This window comes from Riemerella anatipestifer, assembly GCF_035666175.1.
Lineage (GTDB): Bacteria > Bacteroidota > Bacteroidia > Flavobacteriales > Weeksellaceae > Riemerella > Riemerella anatipestifer_D.
Genome location: NZ_CP142016.1, coordinates 1,209,584 through 1,227,261, shown reverse-complemented (window position 1 = coordinate 1,227,261; position 17,678 = coordinate 1,209,584). Strand labels below are relative to the sequence as shown.

Annotated in this window: 14 protein-coding genes; 13 read left to right on the top strand and 1 reads right to left on the bottom strand. The window is 32.4% G+C overall.

The features are described 5' to 3' along the window. Positions 1-37: 37 nt before the first annotated feature. The gene (locus VIX88_RS06075; RefSeq protein WP_214193991.1) at positions 38-916 is read left to right on the top strand and encodes an IS982-like element ISRa1 family transposase; all 879 of its coding nucleotides are present in this window, start codon (positions 38-40) and stop codon (positions 914-916) included. Positions 917-941: 25 nt separating this feature from the next. On the opposite strand, the gene pgi is transcribed toward VIX88_RS06075, so the two are convergent. Next, the gene (gene pgi / locus VIX88_RS06070; protein WP_064968510.1) at positions 942-2,579 is read right to left on the bottom strand and encodes a glucose-6-phosphate isomerase; all 1,638 of its coding nucleotides are present in this window, start codon (positions 2,577-2,579) and stop codon (positions 942-944) included. Positions 2,580-2,759: 180 nt separating this feature from the next. On the opposite strand from pgi, the gene glyA reads away from it, so the two are divergent. From glyA to VIX88_RS06005, 12 genes are all read left to right on the top strand, one after another. Continuing rightward, complete coding sequence (gene glyA / locus VIX88_RS06065; RefSeq protein WP_014938068.1) at positions 2,760-4,028, top strand: serine hydroxymethyltransferase; 1,269 nt, start codon at positions 2,760-2,762, stop codon at positions 4,026-4,028. Positions 4,029-4,094: 66 nt separating this feature from the next. Beyond that, positions 4,095-4,601, top strand: coding sequence for a regulatory protein RecX (locus VIX88_RS06060; RefSeq protein ID WP_160464895.1), 507 nt, complete (start codon positions 4,095-4,097; stop codon positions 4,599-4,601). Positions 4,602-4,677: 76 nt separating this feature from the next. Next, positions 4,678-6,603 (top strand): polysaccharide biosynthesis protein, encoded by a 1,926-nt coding sequence (locus VIX88_RS06050; RefSeq protein WP_222535084.1) that lies wholly within the window; start codon positions 4,678-4,680, stop codon positions 6,601-6,603. Between the two features lie 31 nt (positions 6,604-6,634). Further along, positions 6,635-7,450: a polysaccharide biosynthesis/export family protein gene (locus VIX88_RS06045; protein WP_014411264.1), complete on the top strand. Its 816-nt coding sequence runs from the start codon at positions 6,635-6,637 to the stop codon at positions 7,448-7,450. A gap of 32 nt (positions 7,451-7,482) precedes the next feature. Next, positions 7,483-9,855 carry a GumC family protein gene (locus tag VIX88_RS06040; RefSeq protein ID WP_064969740.1) on the top strand — a complete coding sequence of 791 codons (2,373 nt, stop codon included), beginning with the start codon at positions 7,483-7,485 and terminating at the stop codon, positions 9,853-9,855. A gap of 11 nt (positions 9,856-9,866) precedes the next feature. Next, positions 9,867-10,841, top strand: coding sequence for an SDR family oxidoreductase (locus tag VIX88_RS06035; protein WP_013446905.1), 975 nt, complete (start codon positions 9,867-9,869; stop codon positions 10,839-10,841). Between the two features lie 16 nt (positions 10,842-10,857). Continuing rightward, entirely contained in the window at positions 10,858-12,141 is a 1,284-nt protein-coding gene (locus VIX88_RS06030; protein WP_013446904.1) for a nucleotide sugar dehydrogenase, read from the top strand. A 17-nt stretch (positions 12,142-12,158) separates the two neighbouring features. After that, positions 12,159-13,517: a lipopolysaccharide biosynthesis protein gene (locus tag VIX88_RS06025; protein ID WP_013446903.1), complete on the top strand. Its 1,359-nt coding sequence runs from the start codon at positions 12,159-12,161 to the stop codon at positions 13,515-13,517. Continuing rightward, complete coding sequence (locus tag VIX88_RS06020; protein WP_013446902.1) at positions 13,492-14,454, top strand: glycosyltransferase family 2 protein; 963 nt, start codon at positions 13,492-13,494, stop codon at positions 14,452-14,454. Before VIX88_RS06025 ends, VIX88_RS06020 begins: the two co-directional genes overlap by 26 nt. Positions 14,455-14,630: 176 nt before the next feature. Next, complete coding sequence (locus VIX88_RS06015; protein ID WP_237190436.1) at positions 14,631-15,641, top strand: EpsG family protein; 1,011 nt, start codon at positions 14,631-14,633, stop codon at positions 15,639-15,641. A gap of 133 nt (positions 15,642-15,774) precedes the next feature. After that, positions 15,775-16,806, top strand: a complete 1,032-nt coding sequence (locus VIX88_RS06010) for a hypothetical protein (protein ID WP_014411263.1) — start codon at positions 15,775-15,777, stop codon at positions 16,804-16,806. Further along, on the top strand, positions 16,803-17,675 hold the full coding sequence (locus VIX88_RS06005) for a glycosyltransferase family 2 protein (RefSeq protein ID WP_013446899.1): 873 nt from the start codon (positions 16,803-16,805) through the stop codon (positions 17,673-17,675). Before VIX88_RS06010 ends, VIX88_RS06005 begins: the two co-directional genes overlap by 4 nt. Positions 17,676-17,678: the final 3 nt, after the last annotated feature.

Genomic DNA, 17,678 nt, shown 5'->3' with positions numbered 1-17,678 from the left:
AAAATCAGTATATTGTTTTTGCTATAAAACGATATAAATGAACAACATAGAGCAAATATATGAAAGAATTTTGGAAGTTTTAGGACTTTTTTCAGAAAATCAACTGATTAGTTATCAGAGAAGAACACCTAAAATGAGCGATTTAGAAGTCATAAGTCTTAATATTACTGCTGAATACTTGAGTATTGATAGCGAATTACAGTTCTTTAGAAAATTGCCAAACTCTCTGATAAACAAAATTGAAAGAAGTGTTTACAATAAGCGAAAACGAAGACTATCCCTACAAACAGAGCAAATTAGACAACGTATTTCGATGGAGTTCAATGAGTTTGAAGATATTTTTATCGTTGATAGCATGCCAATGAAAGTTTGTGAAAACGCTCGTTCTACTCGTTCAAAAATTTGTAAAGAGCAATCCTATTCTTCACCAACATATGGTTATTGTGCTTCACAGAAATTATATTTCTATGGCTATAAACTACACGCAGTATGTTCTTTAAATGGTGTGATTAAGAATTTTGATATAAGCCCTGCATCCGTTCACGACATCCACTATTTAAAAGATAGTGGTGAGCAAATGCGAAACTGTACTTTAATTGGAGATAGAGGCTATTTATCAGCAAAAGTTCAAATAGATTTATTTAACTATGCTAATATTAAATTAGATACACCAATGAGAAGTAATCAGAAAGATTATATTCCTCAATTTTCATTGTACAAGAAAAAGCGAAAACGAATTGAGACATTTTTCTCTCAACTTTGCGACCAATTTATGATTAAAAGAAACTATGCTAAAACTTTTGAAGGCTTTAAAACAAGGATAATCAGTAAAATAACCGCCGCAACGGTTATTCAATATATCAATAAATTTATCTTCCAAAGAAAATTAAATCATCTAAAAATCAGTATTATTTAAAATGCACAACGAGTTGTATTGAAGATTATCGGTTGTCTTTAAAATAATTGATTAAACCATTGGTGGAACTGTCGTGAGACTGGGTAATTTCTGATGATTTCAGTTCCGTTAAAATATTTCCTGCCAAAACTTTACCGAGTTCCACACCGAATTGGTCAAAACTAAAGATGTTCCAAATAACACCCTGAACGAAAATCTTATGCTCGTACAAAGCAATTAGTTGTCCTAAAGAGAACGGTGTAAGTTCTTTAAATAAGAAAGAATTGGTAGGAATATTTCCTAAGAATATTTTATGGTTAAGGAGTGCTTTAATTTCTTCTTTGCTTTTCCCTTGTTGTTCTAGCTCGGCTTTAGCTTCTTCCTCGGTTTTACCGAAAGCAAGGGCTTCGGTCTGGGCAAAAAAGTTAGCTAAGAGTTTTTCTTGATGGTCGGCTACTTTATTGCAAGATTGAGTGTAAGCAATAAAATCCGACGGAATAAGTTCTGTACCTTGATGGATGAGCTGGTAAAAGGCGTGTTGTCCATTAGTACCCGGTTCTCCCCATATAATAGGACCAGTTTGATACTCCACAAAATCTCCATTTCTGTCCACAGACTTTCCGTTACTTTCCATATCGCCTTGTTGTAGGTAAGCAGGAAAACGGTCTAGATATTGCGAATAAGGCAACACAGCGTAGCTAGTAGAAGCATAGAAATTACGGTACCAAACGCCAAGCAATCCCATAATCACAGGGATATTGTGTTCAAATTCAGTGTTTTTAAAGTGAGTGTCGGTGTCGTAGGCTCCTTTTAATAAAGCTTCAAAATTATCATAACCAATGGATAGCGTAATGCTAAGACCAATAGCACTCCATAAAGAGTATCTACCACCAACCCAGTCCCAAAACTCAAAAATATTTTCTTCCGAAATACCAAAACTTTTAACCGCTTCAATATTGGTAGATAATGCCACGAAATGTTTAGCCACCTCTTCTTCTTTTCCTGCTTTTAAGAACCATTCCTTCGCAGAAAGTGCGTTGGTCATCGTCTCTTGTGTAGTGAAAGTTTTAGAAGCAATGATGAAAAGAGTGGTTTCGGGATTGAGGTTTTTTAAAGTTTCAGCCAAATGATTTCCGTCCACATTAGAAACGAAGTGAACATTAAGCCTTGTCTTAAAATGCTTTAGAGCAGAGCAAACCATTACAGGTCCAAGGTCTGAACCTCCAATGCCAATATTTACTATATCGGTGATTTCTTTATCCGAAAAACCTTTGTGTTTACCTGAAATTACAGCTTCTGAAAAGTGTTTCATCTGCTGCAATACTTTCTGTATTTTTGGTTTGATGTTTTCTCCGTCCACTATTATTTCTCTGTCTGAAAAATCTCTCAAAGCAGTATGTAGAACCGCTCTTTGTTCAGTTTCGTTGATTTTTTCTCCAGAAAACATACTATCTATCGCCTCCTTGAGTTTGACTTCCTTAGCTAGATTGATGAGTAATTGCTTGGTTTCTTCGTTAATGAGATTTTTGGAGTAATCAAATAGGAAATTCTCCTTTTTGATAGAAAACTCATTAAATCTATTAGGAGTATTAAATAATTCTCTAAGGTCAAAATCGTTTCGATCAAAATGAGAAGTTAATTTTTGCCAAGCTGTTGTATGTGTGGGATTTATTTTAGGTAGCATATTATGTCATTTTAATTCTTGCAAATTTAAGAAAATATAGATTGATTTATCGCTTTTTTCTAAAGGTTGCTTAGTCTTTAAAAATAGTATTGTAAAAAATATTTTGAAAGTACACTATGAGAATGTTGGGATTTTATTAAATTTGGAACTTTATAAATTTAGATACTAAAAAGATAAAATATGAGAGATGTAATTTTTGATTTGATAGAGCAAGAAAGAGCACGCCAAACACATGGTATAGAGCTAATTGCTTCTGAAAACTTTGTTTCTGATGAAGTGATGAAAGCTATGGGAAGTGTTCTTACTAATAAATATGCTGAAGGCTATCCAGGAAGACGCTACTATGGTGGTTGTGAGGTTGTTGATGAAGTAGAGAAATTAGCGATAGATAGAGCAAAACAACTATTTGGAGTAGAATATGCTAACGTTCAGCCACATTCTGGTTCGCAAGCTAATGCAGCTATCTATTTAGCGTGTCTTAAACCTGGAGATACAATATTGGGATTAGATTTATCAATGGGAGGGCATTTAACGCACGGTTCGTTTGTCAACTTTTCAGGAATACAATACAATGCACAGTTCTATGGTGTAGAAAGAGAAACAGGGCTGATAGATTACGAAGCTATGCGTCAGAAAGCCTTAGAAGTAAAGCCAAAACTTATTATAGCAGGATATTCGGCGTATTCTCGTGATTTAGATTATGCTAAATTTCGTGAGGTAGCAGATGAGGTAGGAGCTACACTTTGGGCAGATATTGCACACCCTGCAGGATTGGTTGCTAAAGGTTTATTAAGTTCTCCGTTTCCTTACTGCGATGTGGTAACTACTACTACACACAAAACTTTAAGAGGACCTAGAGGAGGTTTGATAATGTTAGGTAAAAATTTTGAAAATCCTTATGGTCATAAAACACCTAAAGGAGAAACCAAAATGATGAGTGCAGTACTAGATAGTGCGGTATTTCCAGGGATACAAGGCGGTCCGCTAGAGCATGTAATAGCGGCTAAAGCAGTAGCTTTTGGAGAGGCGATAGATGGTAAATTTGAAACCTACGCTAAACAAGTAGTGGCTAATGCAAGGGCTTTGGCTAATGCTTTAATAGATAGAGGGTTTGAAATCGTAGGTGGAGGAACAGATAATCATCTTATGTTGGTAGACCTTCGTAATAAAGGTGTTAACGGTAAGGAGACAGAAAAAGCCTTAGTAAAAGCAGATATTACTTGTAATAAGAATATGGTGCCGTTTGATGATAAATCAGCGTTCATTACTTCGGGCATCAGATTGGGAACTCCTGCAATTACCACTAGAGGACTTAAAGAAAACGATATGGATTCCGTAGCTGAACTAATTTCTAAAGTGGTTTCTAATCTTAATAATGATTCTGTTTTAGAAGAGGTTAAAAAGCAAGTGAATGATCTGATGTCTAGTAGACCGTTATTTCAGTACTAATTATTTTTAATAAGTGTAATATAATATTTCGGAGGTAATGATTTACCTTCGAAATTTTTTGCTTTGATGTTTATGGAGAAAAAATTGTTCACTTTTGACGAAATTAAACTAAAGATGGTAAATTATTGTACCTATCAAGACCGTTGTCATCAAGAGGTGGAACAAAAAATGCGAGAATTTATGCTTATTCCCGAAGCTAAAGATGAAATTTTGCTTTATCTTATGAGAGAAAACTTTCTCAATGAGGAACGCTTCGCAAGAAGTTATGTGAGAGGGAAGTTTTATCATAAAAGCTGGGGGCGAAAAAAAATTGCCAATCATCTTAAATTTAAAGGAGTGTCCGAAAAGCTGATAAATATGGCGATGATGGAAATTGACGAGGAAGAGTATCTTGACGTACTGAATAAATTAACTGAAAAATATATCAATAGTTTAAAAAGTGGCACTGATTTTGAAAAAAAGCAACGAGCTGTTAGATACTTGCTAGGAAAAGGGTATGAATCAGATGTTGTTCAAGTATCTGTAAATCAATATTTTAATGGGGGGGTAGTTCTTTATAATGAAAATAAATAAATGAAAACTGATTTTTAATATCTATGGGAATACTTAAATTTACTACTTTTGTGCGACAAATTAGTATGGTTGAAAAATGAACTTTAGTGAACTGAAAAATAAGATCTACGTAGGGGATAATATGATTAGTCTTTCTAATATTAGGTATTTGCCTAGATGGATGGTACTTCTCATAGATGTTTTGTTTTTGATAGTTTCGCTTATGTTGTCCTATGGGGTGGTGGGTAAACTGTCTTCTGTAAGTTATCCCTATGTACTTAGTATTTACCAGAAGTATGCGGTTGTCGTAGGTGTAAATATCTTTTTTATGTTCTTGTTTCGTACTTACTCGGGGATTATTAGACATTCCACCTTTGTAGATTTATCTAAAATTTTATTAGCTAGTTTTTGCACAGTTTTTACTTTAGGTACAGTTACTTACATATATTTTTTCTTTTTTAAACAGAAATTACTACTGTTTCCCATCCTTCTGATATATTTCTGTATTTCTTTTACGGTTCTCTTTGTTTTTAGGTTGGTAGTGAAGGAAATTTTTCAATGGGCAAAAAAATACAGGAGAAGCTACTTAAGAAAAAAAATATTACTATTGGGAATAGGAGAAGAGTCGGTTGCTATTGCAAAAGCGGTGATGGGTAATCCTTTTTTACCATACGAGGTCGTCGGGTTTATTACTGATCGAAAGGATTCAAGGAAAGCCAAACTCTTGGGGAAGAGAATTTATACCAGAGATTTTTTAGAAAAAAATACTAAGGAATATTTAGGGATAGATGGAGTGTTGATAGGGAGTAATATAGCTTCTAGGGAAGAGCTTACAGAATGGGTTAATTTATTTTTAGAAAAAGATTTAAAGGTGTTCAAATCTCCAACCGTTCAAAAGTTGAGAAACGATGGGGGGAATATTAAAAATCTCCAAATAGAAGATTTACTTAATAGAAAGCCTATTGTTATAGAGAATGAAGAAGTTAAGAAAAGACACTACCAAAAAACGGTTTTAGTTACTGGAGGTGCGGGATCTATAGGTAGTGAAATAGTAAGGCAAGTAGCACAGTTTGAACCTTCGTTAATAGTTGTTCTAGACCAAGCAGAAACTCCTTTGCATGAAATACAGCTGGAGGTGGAGGAAAACTACCCTAATATTAGGTTTGAATTTGTACTGGCAGATATAACTAACAAAGAACGATTAGAGTCGGTATTTAAAGAATATAATTTCTTTATGGTATACCATGCGGCTGCCTATAAGCATGTTCCTTTGATAGAAAACAATCCGCATGAAGCTGCTCTAGTTAATATTCAAGGGAGTAAGAACTTGGCACTTTTGTCTAGTCGTTTTAAAGTTAATAGGTTTGTAATGGTCTCTACGGATAAGGCGGTTAATCCTACTAATGTAATGGGAGCCTCTAAAAGAGCTGCAGAGCTTTTTGTACAAGCTCTTCAAAATGAACAAGATAATCAGACTAAATTTATTACCACTAGATTTGGCAATGTTTTAGGATCCAACGGTTCGGTAATTCCTCATTTTAGAAAACAAATAGAAAAAGGAGGTCCTGTTACTATTACGCACCCTGAAATTACGAGATATTTTATGACCATTCCTGAAGCGTGTGAACTTGTTTTACAAGCAGGAACTATGGGAAAAGGGGGAGAAATATTTGTATTTGATATGGGGGAACCTGTGAAGATACTCAATCTTGCGCGAAGAATGATTAAATTGTCTGGTCTAGAGCCAGATGTAGATATAAAAATTATTTATACAGGTCTAAGACCAGGGGAGAAACTGTATGAAGAACTTTTGAGTGATGATACAAAAACCCTTCCTACGTATCACGAGAAAATCATGATTTCTAAGGACTCAGTTATGTTGTATGAAGAAATAGATGAATTAACATCTAGAATATATGAGAAAGCTAAAGATAGAGATAAAGTAGAGGTGGTTAGAATTTTGAAGGAGATAGTTAGAGAGTTTAGAAGTAATGACTCGGTATTTGAATGTTTGGATAAATAGTACTTTAAAAGTTGTATATTTGCAAAATTAGATGAAATTTATGAAAGCTAGAAATTACTTGACGTTGTTGTTTGTGTCACTTTTTATTTTTTCGTGTAAAACGAAAAATGATATAGAGTATATGCAAGATATAGAAAAACAAGCGGAAGATGCTTATACAAGAGCTTCTCAGACAACTATACAGCGTGGTGATGAGATATCTATATTGGTAACGGCAAAGGATATGTCTGTTGTTGCACCATTTAACCAGGGAGTTACACCTTCTAATAAACTTGGAGCTTATTCCCTTGCAGAAGGGAATAGTCCCATGGGAAATCAGGCACCAATTAGTGGATTTACCTATACGGTTTATGATACAGGATACATAGATTTCCCTGTGTTAGGAAAAATAGACACTAATGGAAAAACTTTAGAGGATTTAAAACAAGAGCTATCCAATAAATTAAAAAGGTATATTGTAAACCCTACAGTAAGCGTGAAGTATGCTAACTATAAAGTTACTGTTTTGGGAGAGGTAAACAGACCTGGACAGTATATTATTCCTGATGGAAAAACTAGAATAGTGGATGCGTTAGGTTTGGCTGGTGATTTAACTATTTATGGTAAAAGGGATAGGGTGCTTGTCGTCCGTGAGCAAGATGGTGTTAGAACTAAAGCTTATATAGATTTAACAAAATCCGACTTTATCAATTCTCCATATTATCATTTAAAACAAAATGATGTGGTAATGGTAGCGCCAAATAAAACGAGACAATCAGCAGCAATGTTTGGTCCTCAAACAGGAATTTATATATCAATAGCATCAGTTGTTGTTACTATTTTGGCTTTAGTTATTAGGAAAAATTAATAAGTTATATCATAAGAATTAAAACAATAACAATGGATAAAAAACTATCTAATCTGTCTATAGGAGAAGGAGATGAAATTAACATTAGAGAGATTCTTAAGCCTTATTTGAGAAATTGGGTTTGGTTTGTTGTTTCAATTGCTTTGGCATTAGTCTTAGCATTTTTTTATTTAAAATTTGCTACTCCTGTATATAAAGTCGAATCATCTGTTCTTATCAAAGGTACTAAAGGAAGTAGTAGTGGAAATATGGAGGCAGATATGTTGAAGGATTTATCTGGCTTAGGCGGAATGAGTACTAACAGTATAGATAATGAGATAGAAATATTTAAGTCTAAAAAACTGATGACTACTGTAGTAGAGGCAAAAAACTTACAAACCTCTATTACTGCCAAGGATGGTTTTAGAAGAAAAGAACTTTACGGGGAAACCTCACCAATTATAGTAAATATTGTTTCAGAAAAAAAAGATGAGCCTTTTTTCGAAGAACCAATAAAATTGTCTATTGAAAATAATAAGGTTACATTGCTATCGGATGAACTCTCGTCAGAAGTGAGTGCTACATTTGGAAAAACTATTAGTTTACCATTCGCTAATATTATTATTCGTAAAAACCCAAATTTTGATTCTAAAAAAGCGGGTAATATAGATGAGCTGGAGATATCTATACTTGATAGGGATAGTAGAGTAACACAGCTACAAAAAGAGCTTAATGTGGCTCTTGTTAATAAAGATGTTACAGTTATAGGGTTATCTATGAAATCAGCGAATATAGATAAAGCTAAAGATATTATCAATTGTTTGGTAACAGCTTATAATGCTGATGCAATAGGAGATAAAAACTCACAGTCTGAGGAGACTATGAAGTTTATAGAAAGTAGAATTAAGATTATTTCTAACGAGTTAGGAGATGTAGAAACGCAAAAAGAACAATTTAAAGTTCAAAATAAAATTACAGATATTCAGGCAGAAGCAGAACTTGATTTAAAGAGTACTGCAGAAGCTAGAGCTAGGCAACTTGATATAGATGCACAACTACAACTTACAGATGGGCTTATTTCGTATTTAAGTAAACAGGCATCTTACCAAGTTTTACCTTCAGCAATAGGTTTAGATAATCCTACGGCATCTTCTGGTATAGCTTCCTATAACGAATTGGTTTTGGAGAGAAATAGATTGTTAGAATCTGCTACTCCTGAACATCCAGCTGTAATAAATCTATCTAAACAGCTTAATAACCTTAGAGGTTCTATTTTACAAAGTTTACAAAAAACACGCTCAGGCTTACAAATAAGAAGCAATGAGTTGCAAGGTGAACAGAATAAAATATCAGGGAAAATTTCAAAGATTCCTGCTATAGAAAAAATGTTTAGAGGGATTGAGAGACAGCAACAAATAAAAGAACAATTATATCTTTTATTACTGCAAAAAAGAGAGGAAACAGCTATTTCTCTTGCTATTACAGGTAATAAAGCTAGAGTGATGGATAATGTGTATGCTTCTGATAAGCCTGTAGCTCCCAAAAAAATAATAGTTCTTTTGGTTGCATTAGTAGTAGGATTGCTTATTCCGTTTCTACTTATTTATTTAAAAGAACTTCTTGATAATAAGATTAAAACTAAGCATGATATAGAACAAATTTCTAACACTCCTGTCATAGCAGAGCTTCCTAGCATAGAAAAAGGTCAATCTGATATTGTGCAGTTGAATGACTTAACACCAATGGCAGAGGCGTTTCGTATCTTGATTACTAATATGAATTTTATGCTTCCTAAGAAAGCTAAGGGTAAAGTGGTTCAGGTAACCTCTACTATTAAAGGTGAGGGGAAAACTTTTACCTCTGTTAACTTAGCGTTAACATTGGCTACTCCTAGTAAAAAGGTAATTATTATAGGTTCAGATATCAGAAATCCTCAGTTGCAGAGATATAATGAGTCTAGAAGAGGATTAGCAGGACTTACAGAATTCTTGTATGATAGTACAACTAAGTTGGAAACTATTATTCATCAAAGTTCGTTTAACCCATATTTAGATGTGATTTATTCAGGTAGTATTCCACCTAACCCAACGGAACTCTTAACCAACGGTAGATATGAGGAGCTTTTGGAACAGCTTAAACCTAATTATGATTATGTCATTATAGATACAGCACCATTAATGTTAGTAACAGACACATTCCTTATTGCTGATTTAGCAGATGCAACAGTTTATGTAACACGCTCTAAGTATACAGATAAAGAATTGATAGATTTTGCTAATAAAAATATCAATGCTAATAGAATTAAGAATGTAGGTTTTGTATTGAATGATGTAAGTAAAAGTAATTTTGGTTATGGAAACAAATATGGCTATGGATATAATGCTGATGAAAAGACATGGTTTCAAAAATTGAAGGATAAATTTTAAAAACCTGAGAAATGAATAACAGGAAAATATTAATTACTGGAGGGGCAGGTTTTATTGGCTCGAACCTTACAGAACACTTTTTGAGTAAAAATTATCAAGTAAGAGTTTTAGATAACTTTTCCACAGGTCATAAATACAATATAGAACCTTTTTTTAAGAATGAAAAATTTGAATTAATTGAAGGGGATATTAGGAACTTAGAGATTTGTAATGAGGCATGTGAAGGAGTAGACTATGTCTTACATCAGGCCGCTTTAGGTTCTGTTCCTCGCTCTATTGAAAATCCAATTACAAGTAATGAAGTTAATGTTTCGGGATTTTTGAATATGTTGGTAGCAGCTAGAGATGCTAAAGTTAAACGCTTTGTGTATGCAGCAAGTTCTTCTACTTATGGAGATTCCCAATCGTTACCAAAAGTAGAAGAGGTTATTGGAAAGCCACTGTCACCTTATGCGATTACTAAATATGTTAATGAACTCTATGCTGATGTGTTTAGTCGTACTTATGGTATGGAGTGCATAGGCTTGAGATATTTTAATGTTTTTGGTAGAAGACAAGACCCTAAAGGAGCCTATGCAGCGGTTATTCCAAAATTTGTGATTCAGTTGATGAATTATCAGTCGCCAACCATCAATGGTGATGGTAGTTACTCAAGAGATTTCACTTATATTGATAATGTGATTCAGATGAATGAGTTAGCAATGTTAACCGATAATCCGGAAGCTGTAAATACCGTTTATAACACGGCGGTAGGAGATAGGACTACTATTAAACAAATGGCAGAATTGCTGAAAAAATATTTGTCAAAATATGATGAAAAGATAGCGGCGGTGGAGATTTTGCATGGTCCTAATAGATTGGGAGATATTCCTCACTCCTTGGCATCTATTGATAAAGCAAAAGAAAATTTAGGCTATGCTCCAACACATATTTTTGAGCAAGGATTAGAAGAAGCAGTGGATTGGTATTGGAAGAGGTTGAAATAAATTAATAAAAAGTAAAATGAAAAATAAAATCGCTATTATCGGTTTGGGCTATGTAGGTTTGCCTTTAGCAAGATTGTTTGCTACTAAATATTCTGTGGTAGGGTTTGATATAAATAAGGAGCGTGTTGCAAAACTCAATCAAGGGCACGATGACACTTTAGAAGTAGCAGATGATATTTTACAAGCGGCATTGGTTCAAGAAAATCCATTTCCAACCGGAAAAATAGGGCTATACTGTTCTGCTGATTTGAATGATATTCAAGATGCTAATGTTTACATCATTACCGTACCAACACCCGTGGATAAAAATAATCGTCCTGTTTTGACTCCTCTAATAAGAGCTAGTGAAACTGTAGGGAAAGTATTAAAAAAAGGAGATATTGTGATTTATGAATCTACAGTTTATCCTGGAGTAACCGAGGAAGATTGTATTCCTGTATTGGAAAGAGTATCTGGTTTGAAGTTTAATGAAGATTTTTATGCAGGCTATTCTCCCGAACGAATTAACCCAGGTGATAAAGAGCATACTGTAGAAAAAATATTAAAGGTTACATCTGGCTCTACTTCTGAAATAGGTAGAATAGTAGATGAGTTGTATAAATCTGTTATTACTGCAGGGACTCACTTGGCTCCGACAATCAAAGTTGCAGAGGCGGCTAAAGTGATTGAAAATTCCCAAAGAGATATCAACATAGCTTTTGTAAATGAGTTGGCAAAAATATTTAGTCTCATGGGTATTGACACTCATGCAGTTTTGGAAGCAGCAGGAACAAAATGGAATTTTTTGCCATTTAAACCAGGCTTAGTAGGAGGGCATTGTATTGGTGTTGATCCTTACTATTTAGCTCAAAAAGCTCAAGAATATGGTTACCATCCAGAGATTATTTTGGCTGGTCGTCGTTTAAATGATTCTATGGGGAAATATGTAGCGGAACAAGTGGTAAAAGCGATGATAAAAAAAGATATTCCTGTAAATAATGCGGAGGTCTTGATGCTGGGGGTGACTTTTAAGGAAAATTGTCCTGATGTCCGTAATACTAAGATTGTAGATGTGATTGCAGCTTTAGAAGATTTTGGAGTGAAAGTAACAACCTATGATCCATGGGCTTGTCCTGAAGAGGTTAAACATGAGTATGGTATTGAAAGCACTAAGAATTTACCATCTCAAAAGTTTGATGCCGTAGTTTTAGGGGTGGCTCATAGAGAATTTAAGACATTGGATTTATCTCTGCTTAAAAAAGACAATGTAGTGGTGTACGATGTGAAAGGAATTCTTTCGTACTATGATGATAGATTATAACATAAGAACAGCCCTGAATGCAAAAAATTAGAAATATATTAGAACGAATAGGTCTAGATGGTGCTGTTTTTTATACTGTTTTAGGTAGGGTAATTCAAGGAGGGGGAGGGTTAATATCCATATTTTTTATAACAAACTATTTATCAAAGATAGAGCAAGGGTATTTTTATACCTTCTCCAGTCTAGTTGCAATACAAGTTTTTTTTGAATTAGGTTTTACTGGTATAGTAACTCAGTATGTGGCACATGAATTTGCATATCTTAGAATAGGAAAAGATTTTAAAATAGAAGGAGATTTACAATATAAGTCTAGGTTGTCGTCGTTATTTAGGTTTTGTGTAAAGTGGTATGTTATTATTTCCCTATTGCTCTTTTGTCTTTTACTCATTATAGGAAATGTATTCTTTTCTAAATACAGAGGAGAGAGTACGGTACAGTGGTCTTTTCCATGGATGTTACTTGCATTAGCAACATCTATTAATTTGTTTTTTTCCCCCCTTCTCTCTTTTATGGAAGGAATTAATTTGATTAAGTATGTGGCTCAGATTAGATTAATACAGAAGAGTGTTCAGCTTTTTATACTTTTTGCATTATTGATGATGGGGTGTAAACTTTATTCTGTTGCGATATCTTTGATGATTTCATCTTTAATTTTTCCATTCTTATTTTTCTTATCAAAGAATAAGAATATCTTTTTAGCTCTGTGGAAAGAAAGAGGTGAATGGAGTGTGAGTTACAAAAGAGAAATCTTCCCTCTTCAATGGAAAATAGCATTGAGTTGGATTAGCGGTTATTTTGTATATCAATTATTCAATCCTGTTGTTTTTGCTACAAGTGGAGCTGTTGTTGCAGGGCAGATGGGAGTAACAATAGCTGTCTTAGGTGGTGTTTCAACAATTTTTATGAGTTGGATGAATACTAAGGTTCCTATGTTTTCTAGTTTTATTGCTAAAAGAGAATATAAAATGTTAGATATAGCTTTTAAAAAAAATTTAATACAAACTTTAGTGGCTACTTTAGTGGGATTACTCATTGTAGTTATAGCTGTTGCTTTTCTTAGATATTTTAAAATTTCATACGCTAACCGCTTTTTATCGATGGAACTTTTTGTTCTATTGTCTATAGCTACATTCTTTAATCAAGTTGTATCCTCTTTAGCATTATACCTAAGATGTCACAAAAAAGAACCATTGTTAATATATTCTATTGTTTTAGGTATATTAACAGGAGGAGGGACTTTATTTTTTGGTAACAAGTATGGTGTAGATGGGGTTGTTATAAGCTATACTTTTTTTGTTGTAGTGATAGGTTTCCCATGGGTTTATAATGTTTTTAAAACAAAAAGGCAGAATGGCACAAAATCAAAATATAGATAGGCACAAACCAACGTTAGCTCTTGCTATTCCTACATACAATCGTCCTGAGATTTTGAAGGAGAATCTTTTAAAGATTATAAATGAACTAAGTAGATATAATATACCAGTTTATATATCTGATGATAGCACAAATAATGATACAAAAGAGATAGTTGATTATTTGAAAAAGGAGTACTATGATAATATCTATTATTATAAAAATACTCCTTCTTTGGGGCATGATCATAACTGCTTGTTTACTATGTCTCTACCAAAAGAAGACTATATTTGGTATATAGGGGACTCTATGATAATAAGAGAGGAAGCATTTTCTATGATATTTGAAATTATAGAAAATGAGGACTATGATTTTATATGTTTTAATGCAGAGAGTCGTAGTGAGCCTCTACCAAATAATAATATATATACTGATCCCAAATGCATACTGTTAGATTTAGGATGGCATTTAACTATGTCAGGAGCGATAATTTACAATAGAAGAGCTTTATTCACAGAATGTATAAATATTCAATTAGTTAAAAATTTTCCTCAATTGGCTTTAATATTTTGGGCTGCCTATAAAAAGAAAATTCAATTATATTGGATTAATAAAAAAATAATATACGGCAATAGGAAAAAAGAAAGTTATTGGTCTGGCAATCAGTTTAGTGTTTTTATAGATGATTATAAAAATATGCTTATAAATCTCCCTAATAAATTTAGACAAGAAGATGTTGATAAGGTTGTAAGACAACATTCTTTAAATACGGGAATATTTAGCTATAAAAGTCTGATAGTTATGCGAGCTAAGTCTATGCTTAATATGGAGCAACTTGAGAAACGAAAGAGAGATATAAAGTCTTTTTCTAATGCTAATATATTGATTTTATTTATACTATGCTTGATTCCTGTGAGAATTGTAAGATTGGGCTATGAACTTTTTAAGAGGAAAAAATAAGTGATTTTTGTTAAAAATATTATGATTGGAGGATTAAGTTCTAAATTTGTATAGATTGATCTATAGTAAATGTTAAAGTTAGAGGTATGTTCTATTACTATTTATTATTGTTATTTTTTTTAGGAGTGTTGGAGTTTTTTTGTAGAGGGATGAAAATCAAGAATATTTTCTTGATTATGAGTGGTAGTATTTTTTTTATTATACAGGCATTTATAACTTGGACTCCAGACTTATTTAATTATGAAATTCATTTTTATAATATAGATTTAGATTATGTTAGGTTAGCGGTAGAACCGGTACATATCAAACTGATTGAGTTTGTCCATTACATAAATGAAGATTTTCAATATTTTTTAGGAGTATATGCAGCTTTAACTCTAATATTATTTTTGTTTTTTCTAAAAAAAACGACCCCGTCGCCAGCTTTCGTATTATCCATTTTTTTTATTGTTCCTTATTTTTTAAATATAATTCAAATAAGAAACTTTTTAGCTATATCAGTATTCTTAGTTGCTGTTTTATACTACGAAAAAAGGAAAATAATTTTTTGGGCATTTTATATTTTATCTGTATTATGCCATTTTTCTATGTTAATTTTATTACCATTTTTTTTAGTAAGAAAATTTTCCTTTTTTAACAAGCTTTCAAAAAGTAATATTGCCATAATTATTGGGATGTTGATACTACTGGCTGTTCCCAAATCTATAGCGGAGCCATTGGTTACAGCTATTAATCCTAAATATAGTGATTATTTGGAGGCTACTTCTACTTATTTAGGGACTATTGCTCTTTTTATACCTTTTTTTATTATCAATAATTTTATACTATGGCATTATTATAATAAGTTTTATCTATGGGAAAGTAGAGTGAATGAGTCTTATAAGAAATACCTCCCAATATTTATTCAATTGGTACAATACGCAAACTACCTTATCTTAGCACAATATTTTATAAGAGATTTTTCTAGGATAACTATGAATTTAAGCTTACTATCCTATATCTACTTGTCCGTAATATTTTTTTATAGACGGGAAACAAAGCAAGATAAATTAAGAGTGTTCTTAATGAAATTTATGTTGTATTTATGGGGAGGAGTTAGTTTTTATTTAATATTTTTATCATTGAATGAAGGAGAGTACTTTGATGTAATTGAGAAAACATTTAATAGCAATTTAATATTTAGATAACATTTTTTACCTCAAATTTAAACTACTTATGTTAAAATCTAATCTGTATACAATTTTGGTAATATTTTGCACTGTTTCTCTCAGTAGCTGTCAGAAATTCACATATAAGTATCTTCCCAAAAATTATGAGGAAATGGTATTTATATCTAGAGCAGAAAGAGACAGTGTAAGAAAAACTATATTAAATCCGTATAATTTGGTTAGAGCACTCCCTAAAAATTATTCAACAAGAGGAGATGTAGATTATACAGAACAAATACAAAATGCTATTGATAAGTATAGTCATGTTATTTTTCCAAATTTTCCAATTTTGATAAATGATAGAGGATTGTCTATACCTTCTAATAGGAAAATCTATTTTAATCCTAATTCTAAATTAATTTTAAAGGCTAGTGATAAGGGGCAGTATGAAATTTTAAGAATTCATGATGCAGAAAATGTTTCAATTTACTTTCCAAACATTATAGGAGATCGAAAAACTCATTTAGGAAATGGAGGAGAATGGGGTATGGGAATATCTATAAGGGGAGCCAAAAATATCCTTGTCTATGGAGCTAGGGTTAATGATTGTTGGGGAGATGGCATATACTTAGGAATTTCTCCTGTAACCGGTAGCGTATTAAATGATAGTATTAAAGTAGTTAAATCTCATGTTAATAATAATCGTAGAAATGGGATGTCTATTATTACAGCACAGAACTTGTTAGTTGATAAATTTTGTGCAGCTAATACATCTGGAACACCACCTCACGCAGGTATTGATATAGAGCCAGACAAGAATACAGATGTTATTTATAATTTAAATTTTAAAAATCTTGTTTTATTTAACAACGAAACACATGGTTTTTTAGCTGTTTTAGAAAATTTATCAGGTAAAACCTATGATATTGGACAGATAAATATCAAAAACATAAAGGTAGATACAGGTTATCTTGGGATAAGCTTAAGATTTGCTAGTGATAATAGTAACATACAGCAACCAAAAGGGAAAATTAATATTGAAGATTTCCAATTTAGGGGGCTTTCTAGAGCTGAATTTCTCTCCTATGATGAAAATAAAAACACAAATATTAAAGTTAATTTTAAATCTACGAAAAAGGATGTTTTTATGCTTCAGTCTCAAATGAAAAATTTGGGTGAAAATCTTAAGATTGATGTAAAATGAAAATAGATGTTATTATTCCTACTTACAATGGGTCTGAACATATAGCTCAGCAAATTGAAAGTATATTACAACAGCCTTATGAAAATATTACTATACATCTCAGAGATGATGGGAGTAAGGATGATACGGTAAATATTATCAAGAGTTTTTCTAATAAATATCCGAATGTTATTCTATATCAAGATTTAAATAATAACCTTGGGCTCGTCAAAAATGTAGAGTATCTATTAACAAAATGTAGTGGGGATTTAATTTTTCTTGCAGATCAAGATGATGTTTGGTATGAGGATAAAATTAAAACATTTCTCAGCTATTATAAACCTACAGATACACCTACCTTATTACACTCAAACTGTATGGTAACCGATGGCGATTTAAATGAAAGAGGGTTGTTTTTAGATGATAATCCTGCCTCTAATAAAAGAATAGAAAACTCTTATTTTCACTACTTTGTACAGGGAGCTTCGTCCATGATTAATAAGTCTTTAAAAAATAAGATTTTACCATTCCCAAATAATATTTATATCCATGATAGGTATATTCATTTTATGGCAGAATTATTTGGAGAAAGAGTTTATATACCACAACCTACAATGTGGTATAGGCAGCATGGTGCAAATCTTATTGGAAGTAATACATTCATAGATAAGTTGAAACGACTTAATCTAAAACAAAAATTTTATTTGGAACCAGATAAGAAATTGATAGAGATTCTTGTCAATCTATATCCAGATAAAAAAAGTAGATTTAAACTGTATTTTGATATGGTGAATAATGAAAAATCTAGGTGGTCTAAATGGAAGTTAATGTATTCTAATAATATTCCACTTAGAATGAAAGAAAAAGTATTACTATGGTTGAATAATTAATAC

What these genes read in the sequence shown, in the direction of transcription:
- VIX88_RS06075 (WP_214193991.1), top strand. Translation starts at nt 38, where the DNA reads ATGAACAACATAGAGCAAATATATGAAAGAATTTTGGAAGTTTTAGGA.
- pgi (WP_064968510.1), bottom strand. Translation starts at nt 2,579, where the DNA reads ATGCTACCTAAAATAAATCCCACACATACAACAGCTTGGCAAAAATTA.
- glyA (WP_014938068.1), top strand. Translation starts at nt 2,760, where the DNA reads ATGAGAGATGTAATTTTTGATTTGATAGAGCAAGAAAGAGCACGCCAA.
- VIX88_RS06060 (WP_160464895.1), top strand. Translation starts at nt 4,095, where the DNA reads ATGTTTATGGAGAAAAAATTGTTCACTTTTGACGAAATTAAACTAAAG.
- VIX88_RS06050 (WP_222535084.1), top strand. Translation starts at nt 4,678, where the DNA reads ATGAACTTTAGTGAACTGAAAAATAAGATCTACGTAGGGGATAATATG.
- VIX88_RS06045 (WP_014411264.1), top strand. Translation starts at nt 6,635, where the DNA reads ATGAAATTTATGAAAGCTAGAAATTACTTGACGTTGTTGTTTGTGTCA.
- VIX88_RS06040 (WP_064969740.1), top strand. Translation starts at nt 7,483, where the DNA reads ATGGATAAAAAACTATCTAATCTGTCTATAGGAGAAGGAGATGAAATT.
- VIX88_RS06035 (WP_013446905.1), top strand. Translation starts at nt 9,867, where the DNA reads ATGAATAACAGGAAAATATTAATTACTGGAGGGGCAGGTTTTATTGGC.
- VIX88_RS06030 (WP_013446904.1), top strand. Translation starts at nt 10,858, where the DNA reads ATGAAAAATAAAATCGCTATTATCGGTTTGGGCTATGTAGGTTTGCCT.
- VIX88_RS06025 (WP_013446903.1), top strand. Translation starts at nt 12,159, where the DNA reads ATGCAAAAAATTAGAAATATATTAGAACGAATAGGTCTAGATGGTGCT.
- VIX88_RS06020 (WP_013446902.1), top strand. Translation starts at nt 13,492, where the DNA reads ATGGCACAAAATCAAAATATAGATAGGCACAAACCAACGTTAGCTCTT.
- VIX88_RS06015 (WP_237190436.1), top strand. Translation starts at nt 14,631, where the DNA reads ATGAGTGGTAGTATTTTTTTTATTATACAGGCATTTATAACTTGGACT.
- VIX88_RS06010 (WP_014411263.1), top strand. Translation starts at nt 15,775, where the DNA reads ATGGTATTTATATCTAGAGCAGAAAGAGACAGTGTAAGAAAAACTATA.
- VIX88_RS06005 (WP_013446899.1), top strand. Translation starts at nt 16,803, where the DNA reads ATGAAAATAGATGTTATTATTCCTACTTACAATGGGTCTGAACATATA.